14 protein-coding genes are annotated in these 16355 nt (G+C 69.9%); 3 read left to right on the top strand and 11 right to left on the bottom strand.

What is annotated here, in order from left to right; all coding sequences use genetic code 11:
• Positions 1-24: 24 nt before the first annotated feature.
• The 11 genes from FDA38_RS16810 to FDA38_RS16760 form a co-directional block, all read right to left on the bottom strand.
• Positions 25-669 carry a hypothetical protein gene (locus FDA38_RS16810; protein ID WP_233714761.1) on the bottom strand — a complete coding sequence of 215 codons (645 nt, stop codon included), beginning with the start codon at positions 667-669 and terminating at the stop codon, positions 25-27.
• Positions 670-689: 20 nt separating this feature from the next.
• A complete protein-coding gene (locus FDA38_RS16805; protein WP_202877700.1) occupies positions 690-1457 on the bottom strand; it encodes a TadE/TadG family type IV pilus assembly protein in 768 nt (255 codons plus the stop codon).
• The gene (locus FDA38_RS16800; protein ID WP_137254950.1) at positions 1444-1881 is read right to left on the bottom strand and encodes a TadE/TadG family type IV pilus assembly protein; all 438 of its coding nucleotides are present in this window, start codon (positions 1879-1881) and stop codon (positions 1444-1446) included. Before FDA38_RS16800 ends, FDA38_RS16805 begins: the two co-directional genes overlap by 14 nt.
• Before the next feature lie 8 nt (positions 1882-1889).
• Positions 1890-2303, bottom strand: coding sequence for a TadE/TadG family type IV pilus assembly protein (locus FDA38_RS16795; protein ID WP_137254949.1), 414 nt, complete (start codon positions 2301-2303; stop codon positions 1890-1892).
• A 25-nt stretch (positions 2304-2328) separates the two neighbouring features.
• Positions 2329-2550 carry a hypothetical protein gene (locus FDA38_RS16790; protein WP_137254948.1) on the bottom strand — a complete coding sequence of 74 codons (222 nt, stop codon included), beginning with the start codon at positions 2548-2550 and terminating at the stop codon, positions 2329-2331.
• Positions 2551-2650: 100 nt separating this feature from the next.
• Entirely contained in the window at positions 2651-3571 is a 921-nt protein-coding gene (locus FDA38_RS16785; RefSeq protein WP_137254947.1) for a type II secretion system F family protein, read from the bottom strand.
• Positions 3568-4473, bottom strand: a complete 906-nt coding sequence (locus tag FDA38_RS16780) for a type II secretion system F family protein (RefSeq protein ID WP_137254946.1) — start codon at positions 4471-4473, stop codon at positions 3568-3570. The genes FDA38_RS16785 and FDA38_RS16780 overlap by 4 nt, the downstream gene beginning before the upstream one ends.
• A 4-nt stretch (positions 4474-4477) precedes the next feature.
• Entirely contained in the window at positions 4478-5788 is a 1311-nt protein-coding gene (locus FDA38_RS16775; protein WP_137254945.1) for a CpaF family protein, read from the bottom strand.
• Complete coding sequence (locus tag FDA38_RS16770; RefSeq protein WP_137254944.1) at positions 5785-6585, bottom strand: hypothetical protein; 801 nt, start codon at positions 6583-6585, stop codon at positions 5785-5787. Before FDA38_RS16770 ends, FDA38_RS16775 begins: the two co-directional genes overlap by 4 nt.
• Entirely contained in the window at positions 6585-7325 is a 741-nt protein-coding gene (locus tag FDA38_RS16765) for a hypothetical protein (RefSeq protein WP_137254943.1), read from the bottom strand. Before FDA38_RS16765 ends, FDA38_RS16770 begins: the two co-directional genes overlap by 1 nt.
• Positions 7326-7377: 52 nt before the next feature.
• A complete protein-coding gene (locus FDA38_RS16760) occupies positions 7378-7839 on the bottom strand; it encodes a hypothetical protein (protein WP_137254942.1) in 462 nt (153 codons plus the stop codon).
• Between the two features lie 148 nt (positions 7840-7987).
• On the opposite strand from FDA38_RS16760, the gene FDA38_RS16755 reads away from it, so the two are divergent.
• The 3 genes from FDA38_RS16755 to FDA38_RS16745 are packed head-to-tail and all read left to right on the top strand — an operon-like array spanning position 7988 to position 16240.
• Positions 7988-15115 carry a hypothetical protein gene (locus FDA38_RS16755; protein ID WP_137254941.1) on the top strand — a complete coding sequence of 2376 codons (7128 nt, stop codon included), beginning with the start codon at positions 7988-7990 and terminating at the stop codon, positions 15113-15115.
• Between the two features lie 33 nt (positions 15116-15148).
• Positions 15149-15679 (top strand): hypothetical protein, encoded by a 531-nt coding sequence (locus FDA38_RS16750; protein ID WP_137254940.1) that lies wholly within the window; start codon positions 15149-15151, stop codon positions 15677-15679.
• A gap of 3 nt (positions 15680-15682) precedes the next feature.
• Positions 15683-16240, top strand: coding sequence for a hypothetical protein (locus FDA38_RS16745; RefSeq protein ID WP_137254939.1), 558 nt, complete (start codon positions 15683-15685; stop codon positions 16238-16240).
• Positions 16241-16355: the final 115 nt, after the last annotated feature.

The following is a 16355-nucleotide window of genomic DNA, read 5'->3' as shown; positions in this document are numbered from 1 at the left end:
GAATGTGAATTCCGGGGTTCTGATCTAGGCCGGATAGTGGACTCCGCTGCACTTCACCCCGGTCGACGTCGCCAGGCGGTACGGCAGCCAGCCGATGCCGGTCTTGATCATCTCGATCACCTCCGGCGAGCCGTTCGGCGTCACCACGGTCCACTTCTTCGTCTTCGGGTCCCAGTACTGCGTGGTCTGCGAGCGGCACGTCTGCACCGCCACCGTGCCGTCGGGCGTGCTCTTCGCGCCGACGATGACCACGCTGCCGGGCGGCTTCATGATCCAGCCGTTGCGCTGGGCGTCGAAGATGCCTTCGGACACGTCGGAGTAGAAGAACGACGGGAACTTCTTCTTCAGGACCGTGTCGTCCTTCGACACCAGCGCCTGGAAGTAGAGCGGGTAGCTGGTCACGAGGCCTTGGACGGCGGGGTTCGAGGCGAAGTTCCCGGCTTTGATGATGATTTGCGCTTTCGCCGTCGTGGTCGGCTTCGTGGTGGCCGCGGGTTGCGTCGGCGCGCTCGAAGGCTCGGTCGGCTCGGCGGACGGAGTGTCCGAGGACGTCGTCGCGTCCGAGCCGCCGGCGGGGACCGGCAGCGTGCCGTCGTTCGAGTTCTTGCCACAGGCACTCAACAACAGGACGCCGGTCACAACGACAGGCAGGAGGGCAGACCTACGCATGGGAGGCAATCCTTTGATCTCTAGCCGCCGGGCGGCTTCGTCGTCGACGGCGGCTCCGAGCTGGACGGCGGGCCGGACGGATCGCCGGACGGCGGCGGCGAGGAGTTGGTGTCCGGCGGCGGCGTCACGTTCGGGGAACAGGTCGCGGGGAACGGGAACGGCGACAGGGTCCAGGTCGGGGTCGGCGAGCCGACGGTCCAGGTCGGGCAGGGCAAGTCGATCGTCGGCGGGTGGGCGACCGACGTCGGCGCACCCGGGCCGTCAGTGGTCGGGTTGACCACGATCGGCGGGATCGTCGGGCTGTCGTCGGCCTTCTCTATGCCTTGCTCGGCGTGCGCCTGGCCGGTGCCGCTGGCCTTCAGCGAGGTCTTGCCGATCAGGCCGAGGAACGTGGTCTTGTTGGCGATGTCGACCTGGATGTCAACCTCTTTGTCGGTCAGCGTGGTCGGACCGCAGGAGGTGACGGCCGGGTCGTTGTTACGCACCTGCGCGCAGAACCCGGAGATTGCCGTGGCCGCCTTGGTGGTGTCGATCTTGGCCTCGGCGACGTTCAGCTGGATCGCGGCCGCCCCGACGCGGGCGGCCTCCTGGGCGTACCCGACCGCACGCGACCGCGCACCCAACTGCCGGCCGCCGTCGATGACCAGGCCGGCCAGGGTGAAGATCATCACCGCGAGGATCGCCACCGCGGGACTCAACGCGCCGCGGGAGAACCGCCGATGGTTGCCGGGGGCATCGATACGGAAGAACTCGACGAGCCGGGACCGGTGCCGCTCAGGAGCCGTCACCGCGCACCCCCCGGTACGGGTCGAGGGACGAGGTGAAGCGCTTGGTGATCGTGGTGTCGCCGCCGAGCCCGAGCAGCCCGAGGTCGCGGTAGTTGATCGTGCAGGTGACCTCGACCGACAACGGCGACCCGGCAACGAACCCGGTGGTGATCGAGCCCGACGCGGTCGTCTTGCAGGACTTGATCGCCTGGCTCATCGTCGTACTGACCGCCGTGTCGACGCGGCTCTGGGCATCGGGCAACGACCGCGCCTGACTCGCGCTGCGGGCGCCGTCCCGGGCTGCGCTCTCCAGCAGCGACGACGTCTGGAAGTACCGCCCGCAGGCGAGCAGGAACATGAACAGCAGGAGCAGCACCGGCGCAAGGATCACCATCTCCAGCGCCATCGTCCCGCGCTCGCGACGGATCCCCAGTCTCCGCTTCATCCTCACACTCACTTGTCGGCTTCGAACTGTTCGATCTGGCCGGTGGCGGTCCGGCTCACCTTCAGCGTCAGGCCGGGCACCAGCGAGACGGTGTCACCGGTGACGGTGAACGAGACCGTGCCCTCCGGGCTGTTGTACGCCGGGAACGGCACGTCGGCGTGCTGCAACGTCGTACCGCCGAGCTGTGTCGCGTACGACTGGATGTCCGACCGGACCTTCTCCCCCACCGCGGTGGTGTAGACGGTCGGCTGCACCAGCCGGAGCCGGGACACACCTTCCTCCGCAGCGTTCAGCGCGACGGAACGCCCGTACAGCCACAACGCCGTCTGGATGGACAGGAAGATCAGCGTCAGGATCGCCGGCGCCAGGATGGCCAGCTCGAGCGTGCTGACCCCTCGCTCCGACCGTCTGCGTCGCTTCATCCACCCCAACCGCATAGGGCGACCGTCAGCTGCCCGTGTCGATATCGGCGGTGTGCTTGCTGATCACGCGCTTCACCACCACGCCGATCGCCAACGCGGCGACGACCAGGATCCCCGAGATGATCGCCCACTCGAGTGCGGAGGCGCCCAACTCGGTGTGCCCCTGCCGCGCCCGGGCCCGCTGGGCCTGCGCCCGTGCGAGCGCGTAGCGGGCCATGGTCCGCCAGAACATCAACTCCGAGGTCATCCGATTGCCTTCCAGATCGTGAGGCCGAAGGAGGCCTCAGTATGCCCTGTACGACGGGCGAAGCCGCGCCGTGGATCCCGTGCCCTGGTCACTGTTTTCCCTAACTTCCGAGGATGGCCACACCGGCCGGGAACGCCAGGAAAAGGAAGAATGCCGAGATCATGACCAGCTGCGCAACCAGCATCGACTGAGAGCGCTCACCCGCCTTGCCTTCCACGTCTGCCAGCTCCTTGCGCCGCAGCGATGCCGCCCGCGCGAGCAGCGACGAGCGGATCTTCGCGCCCTCGTCGCCGGCCAGTGCGAGCGCCGACGCGAGGTCGCGCAGTTCCTCGACGCCGAGGTCCTCGCCGAGCAGCGCCATCGCGTCCCACGGCGTGATCCCGATCAGTCGCGCGTTCGCGAGCGCCTGCCGGATCCGGGCCATCGCCCAGTGCTCGCCGATCGTGGACGCGGTCATCAGCGCCTCGGGCAGACCGCGGCCGCCGGCCAGGTTCATCGCGACCAGGTCGAGGAAGCTGCCGACCACGTGCCGGAAGTCGCGCCGCCGCTTCTCCGCCTCCTGCCGCAACGCCAGGTCCGGCAGGAAGAACGCCAGCACCATGAACGCCAGCGTCACGATCGCCGGCGCCGCGCCCGGTGCGGCGAACCCGATCGCGGAGAACAGGAACAGCACGATCGGGATCAGGATCAACGCGCCGAGCGCGAAGAACACCTTGGTGGCAAGCATCGCGGCGAACGGCTGGTTCATCACCGCGAGGTCGCGGCGGAGCTTGCCGAACGCCCAGCCGCGCGCGTTCGCCTCGGCCTCGAGCCGCCGGCCCAGCGTCTCCCGGGCCCGGTCGACGCCGCCGAGCACCCGCTCGCCGGCCGCGCTGGTCGTCGCGCCGCTCGTGTACCCGCCGCGCCCGGCGTCGATCCGCGCGATCGTCGACAGCACGTTGGTCCGCGGCTTGATGAAGATCCGGATCGCGACGTACACACCCAAGCCCGCCAGGGCGCCGGTGATGAAGGCCCAGGTCATCCGCTCACCGTTTCCATCCGGTCGTCACCCGGCCGGCTCAGCCGCCCGTCGGTGTTCATGCCGATCAGGAACCGCTCCGGCACCTCGATCTTCGCCAGTCGCCGCAGCCACAGCAGACCGAGCGCGTACAGCCCGATCACCAGCGTCAGCACGACCTGCCCGATGAAGCTCCGGTACGGCGCCATGTAGGTCGGGTTGAACAGGATCAGCCCGGCCGCCATGATCAGCGTGATCGCGACGACCACCTGCACGCTGCGCCGGGTGGACCGCCGTTCCGCCGCGACCTTCCGGCGTACGTCGAGCTCCTCGCGCGCGGAGTCCGCCAGCGCGCTCAGTACCTCGCGCAGACCGGGTCCACGGAGCCGGGCGTTCAGTACCAGGGCCGCGACGATGAGGTCGGCCGACGGGTCGTTCAGGTCGTCGGCGAACCGCATGAGTGCCGAAGGCAACGGTTCGCGGATGCGCAGCCGGTCGACGAGCAGGTTCAGGCTCGGCTTGATCGCCGGCGCGGCGTTGACCGCGGTCGCGGGAATCGCCTGCTCCAGACCGACCGCGCCGGCGATCGTGTCGCGCAGTGCCTCGGTCCAGGTGGCCAGTGCGTCCAGCCGGTCGATCGCGCGGCGTTCCTCACCGGTGCCGCCGAAGAAGCGGTCCGCCATACCGGCCAGCAGACCGAGCGCGATCGCGAGCACCAGCCAGCGGGTCACCACCAGCACCACCAGGCCGACGGCGATGCCGGCGCCCAGGCGGATCAGGTTCCGGCGGTGGTCGGCGCCGCGGTTGCGGAACAGCGACGGCGTCTCGTCCTTCGGCTCGGTGCCGCGGATCGCAACGATCAGCAGCAGTACGGCGCCGCCGACCACCGCCCCGCACAGCAGCGCGCCCAGAGTCCGGTCGTTCATCGCGTCACGCCCACGTTCCGTGGACGAGGGGCTGGTACCCGAAGTGTTCGAGCTCGTCCATGCAGGCGATCGGCGCGTGCGCTGCCGCGCGGCCGTCCGGTCCCGGGGCGAACACTTCGCCGGACAGCACCCGGCCGTCCCAGCCGGTGACCTCGCGGATGCTCTCGATGTACCGGCTCAGGCCGCCGCCGCGGGTGTAGTCGTTGTGCTTGCGGACGAACACGACGAAGTCCAGCGCACCGGCGATCAGCATCTGGGTGGCGTCCATCGGCAGCCGCTCCATCGCCTGGATCGCGTAGGTGCTGATCCGGTTGAACACCTCCATCGAGCTGTTCGAGTGGATCGTCGACAGTGAGCCGTCGTTACCCTGGCTCATCGCGTTCAGCATCGTCACGATCTCGTCGCCCAGCACCTCACCCACGATGACCCTCGAAGGGTTCATCCGGAGCGAGCGGCGGACCAGATCCGCCATCGTGACCTCGCCGACGCCCTCGGAGTTCGGCAGCCGTTCCTCGAACGCGACCACGTTCGGGTGCAGGTCCTTGAACTCCCCCAGGCCGAGCTCGAGCGAGCGCTCGACCGTGATCAGGCGCTCGTGCGGCTGGATCTCGTTGGCCAGCGCGCGCAGCAGCGTGGTCTTACCGGAGTTCGTCGCGCCCGCGATCATGATGTTCTTCCGCGCGGCGACCGCGGCCCGCAGGAACGAGCCGATGTCGTCGGTCATCGTGCCGTTCTGCACCAGGTCACGCAGGAACACCTTGCCCAGCCGGGCCCGCCGGATCGACACCGCCGGCCGCGACGTCACGCCCATCACCGCGGACAACCGGGAGCCGTCCGGCAGCCGCAGGTCCAGCTGCGGGTTGGCCGAGTCGAACGGGCGGCTGGTCAGACCCGCGTGCGCGGCCAGCACCTGGATCAGCTCGACCAGTTCGTCGTCGCTCTCGGCCACCGGGCCGGGCGTCTCCTCGCGGCCGTCGCCGTACTGCACGAAGACCTGGTCGCAGCCGTTGATGTCGATGTTCTCGACCTCGGGGTCGTCGATCAGCGGCTGCAGCCGGCCGACACCGAACAGCGCGGAGTGGATCGCGCCGGCGATCTGCGCGTCGTCGTCCGGGGTCGGCGGCGTCCGGCCCTCGGCCAGCTCGTACCGCGCGTGGTCCTCGAGCACCTGCACGATCAGCGACCGTGCGTACTCCCGCTCGTCCTCCGCACTCATCGGAGGTACGCCGTTCACCTGGTCGCGGCGACGCTGCTCGTTCAGCCGCTCCGCAACCTGCACGCGGAGCTTGCGAACCAACTCCTGATCAGCGCTCATCGATATTCACCCGGCGGGAACGCCGCGTTGGCCATGTCGAAGTCCTGCGGCGGCGGTGCGGAGACCAGCGACGCCATCTCTGCGGTGATGTCGGTCGCCGACCGGATCAGCGGGGTCTTGTCGAGCCGCCCGTGGCCACGCCCGTCGAAGAACGCCGCACCGGCTGGGTCGTACGCCAGGTGCCAGCGGTGCCGGACAGGTACGGACATCGCGTCCAGCACGGTCCAGACCTGCTTCACGCCGTCACGCCGCTTCGGGTCGGCAACGACGACCACGCCGAGCTGTGCGTCGACGTGGTGCACCAGAGTGGACAGCCGCTCGCGCAGGTGCGCGACCGACGAGCCGGTCGCCGTACACACCAGCACGACCAGACGTGCGGACTGGATGACCGGCAGCTGTGGCGACGACGCACCGATGCGCCCACAGTCCGCCAGTACGTCGCTGCTCTGCATCTGGTTGAACGAGATGCCCAGCGGATGCCACAGACCGCCCATGCCACCGACCTGCTCCGGCGAACGCACCCCGAGCAGTACGTCGAGACCGCCGTCGAGCTGCTGGCTGTGCGCGAGGATCACCTCGTCGCCCAGGCCCTTCCGGCTCGCGGCGGCCAGGCTGACCAGGCCGCGGTCGGAGTTGAGCGCCGAACCGCCCGGTCCGGTCATCCGGATCGCCACGTCGCTGCCGGCCGGGTCGCACTCGGCCAGCAGCACCTGCCGCGGCCAGAGCGCACCGATGACCAGACTCGCGGTGGTGACGCCGGGTGAACCCTTCGCGCTCGCGAATGCCACCAATGCCATCAGTTCGCCCCGCCGTTGCGCTCCACGTCCGTCTTGGTCCCGGGCGCCAGCTTCGCCAGCATCAGCGACTTGGAGGCCGCGGCCGCGCCGACCGTGGTGATCTGGTCGGCCGGGACCAGCACGGTCACGTTCAGCGAGCTGTTCGCGTTGGTCTTCGAGTCGGTGATCGCGCCCGCGCTGGAGGTCACCGTGGCCGCCTTGACCAGCGTGATCGGCGTGGCGCCGTCCTGGTTGGCCGTGGGGACCCGGGTGATCGAGACGATGTCACCGACGCTGAGCCCGTCGGACGGCGCACGGCCGGCTTCCAGGCTGATACCGACCAGGGCGGCGCCGGCCGGGATCGGCTGCTCGCCGTCCTTGGTGAAGTTCTCGGGCGTGACGAACTGGTCCTTGTACAGCCAGGTGGTGGTGTAGCGGCCGAGGTACTTGCTCGCCTGGGACCACGGGATCAGACCACCGGTCGCGCCGGCCAGGTCGCCGCGGGACAGGTCCTTGGCCTCGAGCTTGTGCCCGGGCGGGAGGCTGTCGGCGGAGATCGCCACGAAGTCGGACCGGTTGCCGCTGTTCAGGGCGATCAGTGCGGACCCGGCAGCACCGAGCAGAATCAGGATGACGGCGAGGGCGGCCAGGGCCGGTCGTCGCTCGCGGCTGCTCGGGAGGCGGTTCGGACCACCACCCGAGGGTCGGCCCGCGGCCCGGGCGCCTTGGGAAGGGGTTCGCGTGGAGGACGAGAGACTCACGGGCCTACCGTAATGGCAGCGAGGTACCACTCACGCCGGCAGGCCGGTGCCGTTACCGCGCTGCGACCCGCCTGCGTTCGAACGTGGTCAGCAGCTCGTTGAAGGCGCCAGGTCCGCCGTACAATTGGTCTAGATAGGTGTACAGCGCACGCAGCGCTCTGCCGAGGTCCTGCTGCCACCCGCTCTGCCCCTCCAGCCAGGTCACCAGCTCGCGTCCCTCGACGAGCGTGACCGCCGCGTTCACCGGCTGGACCAGCCGGTCGCTCTCCGGATCTCCTACGCCGCTGGGTCCGCGGACCTCCCGGACCGCGTCGGCCAGCGCCTGCCGCCGCGCCCCGGTGTAGACGTAGTCGAATCCGGCCTTCCCGTGCAACTGGTCGAGGTACGCGCACAGCGAGGTGAACAGCTCGATCCCGTCGTACTCCGGGCCGTCGCCGGCCACGTGCCGCAGCTGGGCGACCATGCTCCGCGCCTCGGAGACACTCCATTGCGATGTACCGAGCCGCTCGACCATGAAGGTGATCCTAGGATGGTCACTCGGCGTAAATCGTTAACAGTTCGGGTGAATCGAGTTGCTGGCGAGTAACCGATTGTTTGCTAGATTCCGGAACTAGGACGTCCTAGTGACAACTGGTGAGCACTTGGACACCCAACGGGAGGGGGTGAGTCGGCTGACCACACCCATTTCGTCCGCCGCCGATCCGACGACTCGCGCCCGGTGGGCAGTACGAACCGCGCTCGGGATCCTGCACCCGTCCGCCGTTCCGCTGCGTAACGGCAGGGTCTGGCTGACCGGTCGCGACGACATGGTGCCGGCGTACGTGATGCGGGCCCTGGAGGCGCAACTCGCGCGCCGGGCCGCGGACCGTGCCGCCGACGACCGTCTGCTGGCCGAGGCCGTCTGCGTGCTCGGGGCCGAGGTGGCCCGGGCTCGCGGTCAGCTGCCGGCGCGCGGCGCGGTCGGGGCGCTCGACCAGTACTTGCGCAGCCCGGGGCTGGACCAGTCCCGCCGTACCGAGGCTGAGGCGTTGCTCAGATACGCGCTCAGCAGTGCTGCTCCGGATGACGCGGAGGCTGCCGCCCGGCTGGACCGCCTGCCCGGGTCGAACCGGCCCGTCCCGGTGTCGACGATCGTGTCGGCCTCGGCGACGATCAGCCGGGACGCCCTCGTCGTCGGTGTGAACGGACCGGTGAACGGGCCGCCGCCCGGCTCGGCCGGCCGGCGACATCGCGCTCCGGTCGGCAGCAACCACAGACGTGCCGAAGGTCGGCGGGTCTGGACCTCGCAAGTTCACGGCACGGGCCTGGTGACCGGTGCCGGCGGACGACCGAGCAGCCAGACCGACCTGACCGGGTCCGGTGCGCTGACGGCGCTTGCCGCGATGAACCAGGTGGATCTGGCCGCCTCGGTGACCGACCGGCCGGCCATCGACCTGCAGACGCAGCAGGCGATCCTGCAGACGACGGTCACCGACGTACCGCAGCACGTCCGGGTCGAGATCGGGAAGACCACGCTCGGCGCGATGGCCAAGGGCATCATCCGGTCCGGTACGGCGGAAGACCCGCACGTCCTGCAGATCTCGCCGCGGCTCGCCGACGAGCAGCTGCGGCACGTGTGGACCCACCAGCTCTCCTTGATGACACAGGAGATCGCGGCCGCACAGGCGGCCCGGCCGCGCGGTGTGCTCGGCCGGCTGAAGTCGGTCTTCAGCCACGAGCGGCGCGATCGGCGGCTGCAGGCTGACCATGCGGCGTACCAGGTCATGGCGCGGGACTGGCAGCAGGCACGCGCCGAGACGCTGGCCAACGGGGCCCCGAGCGGGCCGCGCAGTCTGTCGGAGCTGGAGCGCGACCTCAACGGTCTGGCCCGGACCATCCGCCGCCACGGCGGCGCCGAGCCCGTTCTCCCCTGGTCCGCCGAGGCGAACGCCGGACCCGATGCAGCCGCCTTCGGCAGGCCCGACCCGCGGCCCGCGCCGAACTCGGTCGCGCACCTCCGCGAAGAGGTCCTCACCCAGATCCAGTCGCTCGAGTCCGCGGTCACCGACCTCGAGTCGCGGTCGGCCACCAAGGCCGAGACCGCACATACCGCGGCGGAGCTGGCGGAGGAGACCAAGCGTCAGGCGGATGTGGAGGCGCAGGGCCTCGACCTTGGCGCCGCCGAACGCGCCCGGATGCTGCGGATCACTGCCACAGCCGCCGAGAACAAGGCCGCCCGGCACACCGAGATCAGCGGCGCGTACGGCGTCGCCGCGACCGAGGCGCAGCGCGCGCTGACGGCGTACCGGACGTTGCTCGACGGGATCGACTCAGGTGGCTCGCAAGGCCAACTGAAGACGTTGGCCGACGCTGCGCGCAGTCAGGTCAGCAAGTACGAGCAGAGCTGCAGCGCCGCGATGCCGGTCGCCGATGTGCTGATGACCGGTACGCCGGAGGGCGAGCCCGTCGTACTGCCGGTCGACGTGATCAACGAGGAGCTGGAGGCGAACGGCGCCTCTCGTCAGCTGCCGCAGACCGGGCCGCTGCCGCTGGAGAGTGCGGAGTACCGGCTGCTGCTCTCGCAGGACGGCATGGTGTTCCCCGTCCCCGGCGACGGGGACGGCAGCATCTCGGAGATGCCCGAGGTCCGGGTCCGGATGCTGGCCACCAACATCCGGGAGATCACCCGCCGCGACTTCGAGATGGCCGAGCAGATGTCCGGCACGCTCGGTGAAGGCGGCATCAGCGCCGGTACGACGAACGCGCACTCCGGCAGCACCACCGTCGGACTGAACCTGCAGCCGATCATCGCGCTGGCCGCTCCGGGTACGCCGCTGCACGCAGCCGCCCAGCTCACCACGCCGAAGCTCGAGGCGACCCATGGCCACACCCTCGCCGAGAACGCCGGCGAGAGCGGGTACCACATGCTCGGCTGGGTCGGCCTCCACCGTGGTGAGTCGCTCCTGGTCGAGTGGGACGGCGTCCTCGAGGTGGAGGTACGCAACTCCCCCACTCAGCCCTGGTCGCCGGTCCGGAGCATCGACGTCGGCCCGCAGCAGACCTGGGTGGCCAGTCCGTACACCGTGAAGGCGGCGTCCGAGACGGTCACTCTGGCGGAGCTCGGCCACGCCCAGGACGTCACGGGCGAGTTCCCGCGCTTCACCATGGACAGCGTCGACGGCCTGCGTGGGGTCGCGACGGACGTCATCAGGCAGGCGCAGGACCGGTACGGCGACCTGGACGAGGTCACCGCGAGCCACATCACCGGCCTGATCGTGACGGACACGCCACGGCTGATCCACGACATGAGCCGGCCGGGTGGTGTCACCCGGAGCTTCCGGACCGCCGACAACAACGAGTACGAGCTCACCTGGGAGACCACGCCGGACTGGAGCGCGGCCGAACTGGTCGGCGAGTTCAGCTCCGAGATCGGGATGGAGAAGGTTCCGGTCGGCTTCCTCGGCGGCAACGCGAGCCAGACGTACGGCGCGTCGCTCACCGGCACCGGTTCGCTGTCGTTCCCCGGCGTACGGGACGCTGCCCACCCGCTGGGCGCGGCGACGGCACTCAACAACGTCGCCGGCTCCGGGGTGAACCTCTCTCCGAGCGTGTCGGCCGGGCGGAACGTGTCCCGGCAGGGCGGCCAGAACATCAGCAACACCACGATCTCGCCCGTCGTCCACCGGTTCATGGGGACCCAGGGCGTCAAGGTCCCGCTGAAGACGACGGCGACACTGCGCCGGATCGGCGACCGGAAGCCGCCGATCGTCGTGGACAGCCCGTGTACGGCGCACATGCGGGTCGCCGAGAACGACCTGCTCCGGGCCGGTGGCCGGGCGGACGCGAAGGCGATCCAGCGGGACGAGCACGGTGCGATCCGGACGGACCAGGACGGCCGGGTGTTGCTGCGCGACGACCCGGAGCCGCCGACCGGTCCGCAGACGGCGCCGCCGTGGATGGGTCGCGGGCCGGGCCAGATCCGCGGTGTCGGCCAGGGGCTGGTCCAGAACATCGTCGGCGCGGACGCGGCCCGTCACGACGCGTTGATGGGGCTGAAGGCCCAGGGGCTGGTGCCCGACCTCGACAAGTACGACCGTCCGGTCGGTGACGCGACCAGGGCTCAGCTCGCCAACTACGAGCGCGTCGTCCAGGCGATCAGCGCGGCGCGGCTCGCGGCCGGGATGAACGAGGCCTGCCAGGGCGGCCTGATCGTCGTACTGGAGGATCACGGCTTCGCCGGTACGCCGCGCTGGCGTCCGTACCGGTTGACCGTCGACCAGGAGTACGACGAGAACACCGGCACCTTCGTGTCCGAAGGTCGTGGCACGAGCACCAACGAGAACCAGGTGCCGCTCGGCATCAGCTCGGTGGCCTCCAGCCGGACGATCGGGCGGAGCAGTTCGGTGCCGGTGTCCGCCGGGATCGAAGGCTCCGTCAAGCCGGCGACGGGCGTCCGCGGCTGGGCCGCCAAGCTCGGTGTGAAGGCCAGCCGGTCCGCGTTCATGCGGAACATGAGCTGGACGGCGGGACTCCGGATCAACCGGGTGACGCTGAGCGAGAGCACCGAGCCACTCGACCGGGTCAAGCAGAAGATCCGGATCAAGTTCGCGGAGATCACCGACAACGGGGATGCCACGCCGCTGGCCGATGTGGGCGGCAGCATGGAGATCGCCTACGACAGTCCGTTGGCCCGCGCCGAGACCCCGGTGCTCGCGCAGACTGTGCAGGCACCGACCGCGGAGGCAGTCCAGCAGGCCATGCCGGTCGCCGTCGACGCGGGCAACGTGGCCGACGCGGTCGCGGACGTGATCCCGGCGATCCGGGCCGACTCCACCGCGCTGCCGACGCTGCACGCGGCGCTGGCGCCGACCAGTCTGGTCGCGAACCGCGAGTGGATGAACGGGACGTACAAGCCGACGTTCATGGTGGTGCAGGCGCCCGGCAACCCGGTCCACGCGTTCCGGGACGGGACGATCCTGCCGCAGCAGTACCAGGTGCAGATCCGCGGCGAGGCGGTCAGCCTCACCCATGTCGCGATGACCCAGCAGAACAGCGTCGACATCAACTTCACGATGAGCGACGTCGGCTACACCTCGGGAACGTCCACGTCAGGCGGCGTCACCGGCACGGCCGGCGGCGGCCCGGTCGAGGCGGACGGCTCGGCGTACTCCGGAGGCGGATCGCTCGGGTATACCGGCGGTCGGGCGCAGTCGACCACGGTCAGCGAGACCTCGGGCGAAGAGCGGCTGCTGATCAACGCCGGTACACACCACCAGTTCCTCGAGCAGTACCGGATGTTCGCGGACATCGTGCACAACGGACAGGTCGTCAAGACGATCCCGCTGCCGGATGCGACCGTGCAGAAGCTGATGGCCGAGCGGCGGGCGCTGGAGCTCTACTCGTCCGGCAAGCTCGACCTACCGCTGAGCGTGGTCAGCGATGCAGCCGAGCGGTACCTGAACGACAAGCTCCCGCTCAGTCCGCGCGTCCGCGGTGGCTTCGTCCGCCGCTACAAGCTCGAGAAGCAGGGCGTCACCACTGGTCTTGCGGCGACGCACACGACCGAACGGCTCGCCGCCAAGCTCCGCGCGGATGGCCTCAACGCGGCAGACCAGTACCAGACCGAGGACGAGAAGCTCACCGCGAGCATCGATCAGTCCGACGAGCTGGCGAACACCGGCCGGACCATGCACGCCACCGGTCCGTACAAGGACAGCCTGGGCGGGGCCGAGACGGAAAAGCTGGTGGTGGTCGCCGGCAAGGTGACCCAGCCGGTGGACCTCGAGCCACAGGTCGCGGCCCAGGTCGACGAGATCGCACCCGGCCTGCGGAACGCGAGTCCGGTGCTGCAGGCCGGGCTGGAGATCGCGCTCCAACCGGAGAACCTCAGCGGCCAGCTGGACGACATGCTCGGCCCGGACGGGGTCGAGATCCCGCTCGAGGCGCCGCTGGACGGCCGGGAGCATCCCGACCTGTTCGTGGTGCTGGTGCGGGCGCACTTCGAGGGTGACGTGACCGTGCGCGCCGTACAGACCGACAAGGACGGGAAGCTCCTCACCGATGAGCACGGCCGGCCGAAGCTCGCACCGGAGCAGGCCGGCGGAGCCGAGCAGGCGTACGACTACCAGCAGCGCGACCGGTCCGTGAGCCGGACCCAGTCGATCTCTGTGGGCGTCGACGGCGGCGTACCGGGGGCGGCGGGGGTCAATCCCACCGGCGGTGTCTCGACCGACCTGACCACGACCGACACCCTCGGCGACGGGCACCAGAACACGAACCTGCGCCGGCACGGCAACTTCGTCCGCAACCTGGCCGAGCGGAAGCTGGTCTTCACCACCGAGGTGATCCGTCGGCACAACGCGGGCGCGGCTGCCATGACCAGCACCGGCGCGAAGCTGCGCCGGCTCGACCCGGACGTCGTCACCAGGTCCGGGACGCGCGAGCTGACCGCGACGCTGTACACGATGATGCCGGAAGGCGAGCTCCAGGACGGCCCGGAGCCCCAGACCGCCGAGGTGGCCGAGCAGCGACCCGACCACCGCAGGGTCCGGCTCCCCGAAGGCGCGATGCCACTCCGGTCGGTGCCGTTCGGGCGGGGCGAGAAGAAGCAGGACCAACTGTTCGACAACCTGAACGCCGTACTCCGGCAGCCCCAGTTCCTCGGTCGGCGTGGTGTGGCCGAGTTCCGGCACCTGATCCGGGCGACGGTCAAGCCGAGTGCGCTGAAGGCGAAGATCGGGCGGCTGCTCGACGGCGGGATCGACCTGGTGCCGATGGCGAAGCCGGGAAATGGGAAGTCGATGATCAACGTCACGGTCAACGCCACCGCGGTCGGCTGGGAGCTCGACGGTGACTCCTCGCCGGGCCAGGAGGGCCACGTCTGGCGTAGTCAGCGGGTGGCACGCTCCAGCAGGGTCCGGAACCGGCGTACGCCGCTGACCGCGACCGGCGGGCTGAACGGCGGAGTGGTGTCGGTCAGCGGCTCGATGGGTGAGCAGGTCAAGGAGCAGACCGGAGAGGGGACCGGCAGCCGGTTCGAGCTCAGCCGCTTCCTCGAAGGGCAGATGGTCACGGTCCGGATCCCGGTCGTGTACGACGCCACGATCCGCACCAGCACCGACAACGGGCGCGGCGAGCAGGTCACGAGGAGCACGACCCACGTACCGGACCTCGCGCACGGCCAGATGTTCGTGCGGATGCTCGCCCACCGGTACCTCGAGGGCCTCCGGCAGTTGGAGCAGGGCGCGGCGCTGGACTCCGTGCTCGCGAACTCCCGGCTGCAGGCCGTGCCGGAGAAACTGGGGCGTCCGGACATCGTCGCGACCGAGCACGGCGAGGGCAAGGACGGATCGGTGCACCAGCCGTACCGGCCGTTGCTGGCGGCGATCGACCGGGCGCAGGCGACGCGGAAGCCCGTTGTGCTGCTGGTCAAGGAGGCCGACGGCACGGAGCGGAAGTACCAGGCCCTGCCCGGCGATCCGACCCGCAACCGGCCGCCGACCCTGCTCGGGGTGAACGACGGTGGTTTCGCCTCCGCGTTCGCCACGCTGAATCCCCAGTTGGTGCGGATGGCCGAGGGCCGGGTCGACCTGCGCGAGCTCTACAACACGTCGTCGCCGGACGGCAGCTTCAACGGCAAGGTCGCCGCCGAGCTGGAGAAGGCCGGCGTACCGCGGGATGTGCTGAAGGCGCTCGACTACACCACCGCGGCGCGCACGATGACGCCGGCGGCCGCCCCGACCGCGCGCCATCCGTCGAGTGGACGAACCATTGCACCAACCGGTCACGGACAGACGATGAGCGGGCCTTGAAGGCGATGAAGACCGGAGATCGAGAGGGGCGGTATGGCATTCGCGGTGGCGCGGACCCGGGACGAGGCGCAGCTGTACCTGGAGCTGCACCCCTGCCCGGACTGCGGGTCGATCGACGCGCCGTGGGAACAGGCGCTGATCGAGGTCGACGGTGAGCTGACGTCCAGCTACGCCGCGATCTGTCCGGGCTGCAACGCGCACCGCGAGTACCTGTTCGGTTTACCGGTCCGGGAGACGCCGGTGCGCGGCTGGCCCGCGTTCGGCGGACCGGAGCCGTCGGAGGTGCTGGATGCGGGCCAGTGGCTGGCCGTCGCCGATTCGGCCGCGTCGGAAGTCCCCGCGGACGCGGCCGGGGCCGGTAAGGTGCTGGCCGTCGCGCGGGCAGCCGTGGACGAGGTGATCAAGTTCGTGCCGGCCGGTGCGGACGCCGTACCGCAGGATTGTTTTTGGACGCGCGACGGTCGTGAGGTCCGGGACGCGGAGCCGGGACGGTTCCGGCTGGAGCGGTTGCTGATCGCGCGGGACACGTACGACGAGCTTGGCCGAGAGCTAGGAGCGAGATAACCGATGCTGACCGCGAGGACCCTGATCGAGGCCCAGACCTACGTGAGCCTGGTGACCGCGGCCGACCCGGAGGCCCCCGCGGTCGTGCCGGCGCGGCCCGAGCCGGGAGTCAACGTGACCGACGGCCCGGACGCGTGGGTGTTCGCGTCGCCGGCCGGCGAGATCACGATCCCGTACGCCTCCGAGCGCGCCGCCACGACGATCGGCGCGCGGTTCGGGCTGGGCAAGTCGCAGCTGATCGACGCGGCGCAGTGGGCGATCGTCTCCGCGTCGTTCGCCCGCCGGGCGCTGGACGCGGACATGGCGTACACCGGTGCACCGGACCAGGACCGCAATGTTGTCGAGCTGAACTGGGAGTTCGCCGCCGACGCGGTCAGCGAGGCGATCAAGTTCCTGGCCGACGACGCGGACGAGGTCCCCGACGCGGAGATCTGGTCGGAGTACGGCCGTGCGGCGAAGGCCCGGCACCCGCATCTGGTCAGTCGCGCCAAGCTGACCGACGACCTGGAGTACTACCGCGGCACGCTGGAGGACTTTCGCGCGCTGTACAAGCGATCCTGATGTGACGAAGGCCACCGGCAGAAAGTTACTCTACTGGTGAGAAACATGGCGAAAACCTGAACATCAGGTTGCTAATGTCCCCGCTCACAGCTGGTGAAAGTACCGGCACGTTGAA

This window comes from Kribbella jiaozuonensis, from assembly GCF_005233875.1.
Lineage (GTDB): Bacteria > Actinomycetota > Actinomycetes > Propionibacteriales > Kribbellaceae > Kribbella > Kribbella jiaozuonensis.
The sequence above is the reverse complement of the archived record's forward strand: the minus strand, read 5'-3'. Positions and strand labels throughout refer to the sequence as shown.

What these genes read in the sequence shown, in the direction of transcription:
- FDA38_RS16810 (WP_233714761.1), bottom strand. Translation starts at nt 669, where the DNA reads ATGCGTAGGTCTGCCCTCCTGCCTGTCGTTGTGACCGGCGTCCTGTTG.
- FDA38_RS16800 (WP_137254950.1), bottom strand. Translation starts at nt 1,881, where the DNA reads ATGAAGCGGAGACTGGGGATCCGTCGCGAGCGCGGGACGATGGCGCTG.
- FDA38_RS16795 (WP_137254949.1), bottom strand. Translation starts at nt 2,303, where the DNA reads ATGAAGCGACGCAGACGGTCGGAGCGAGGGGTCAGCACGCTCGAGCTG.
- FDA38_RS16790 (WP_137254948.1), bottom strand. Translation starts at nt 2,550, where the DNA reads ATGACCTCGGAGTTGATGTTCTGGCGGACCATGGCCCGCTACGCGCTC.
- FDA38_RS16785 (WP_137254947.1), bottom strand. Translation starts at nt 3,571, where the DNA reads ATGACCTGGGCCTTCATCACCGGCGCCCTGGCGGGCTTGGGTGTGTAC.
- FDA38_RS16780 (WP_137254946.1), bottom strand. Translation starts at nt 4,473, where the DNA reads ATGAACGACCGGACTCTGGGCGCGCTGCTGTGCGGGGCGGTGGTCGGC.
- FDA38_RS16775 (WP_137254945.1), bottom strand. Translation starts at nt 5,788, where the DNA reads ATGAGCGCTGATCAGGAGTTGGTTCGCAAGCTCCGCGTGCAGGTTGCG.
- FDA38_RS16770 (WP_137254944.1), bottom strand. Translation starts at nt 6,585, where the DNA reads ATGGCATTGGTGGCATTCGCGAGCGCGAAGGGTTCACCCGGCGTCACC.
- FDA38_RS16760 (WP_137254942.1), bottom strand. Translation starts at nt 7,839, where the DNA reads ATGGTCGAGCGGCTCGGTACATCGCAATGGAGTGTCTCCGAGGCGCGG.
- FDA38_RS16750 (WP_137254940.1), top strand. Translation starts at nt 15,149, where the DNA reads ATGGCATTCGCGGTGGCGCGGACCCGGGACGAGGCGCAGCTGTACCTG.
- FDA38_RS16745 (WP_137254939.1), top strand. Translation starts at nt 15,683, where the DNA reads ATGCTGACCGCGAGGACCCTGATCGAGGCCCAGACCTACGTGAGCCTG.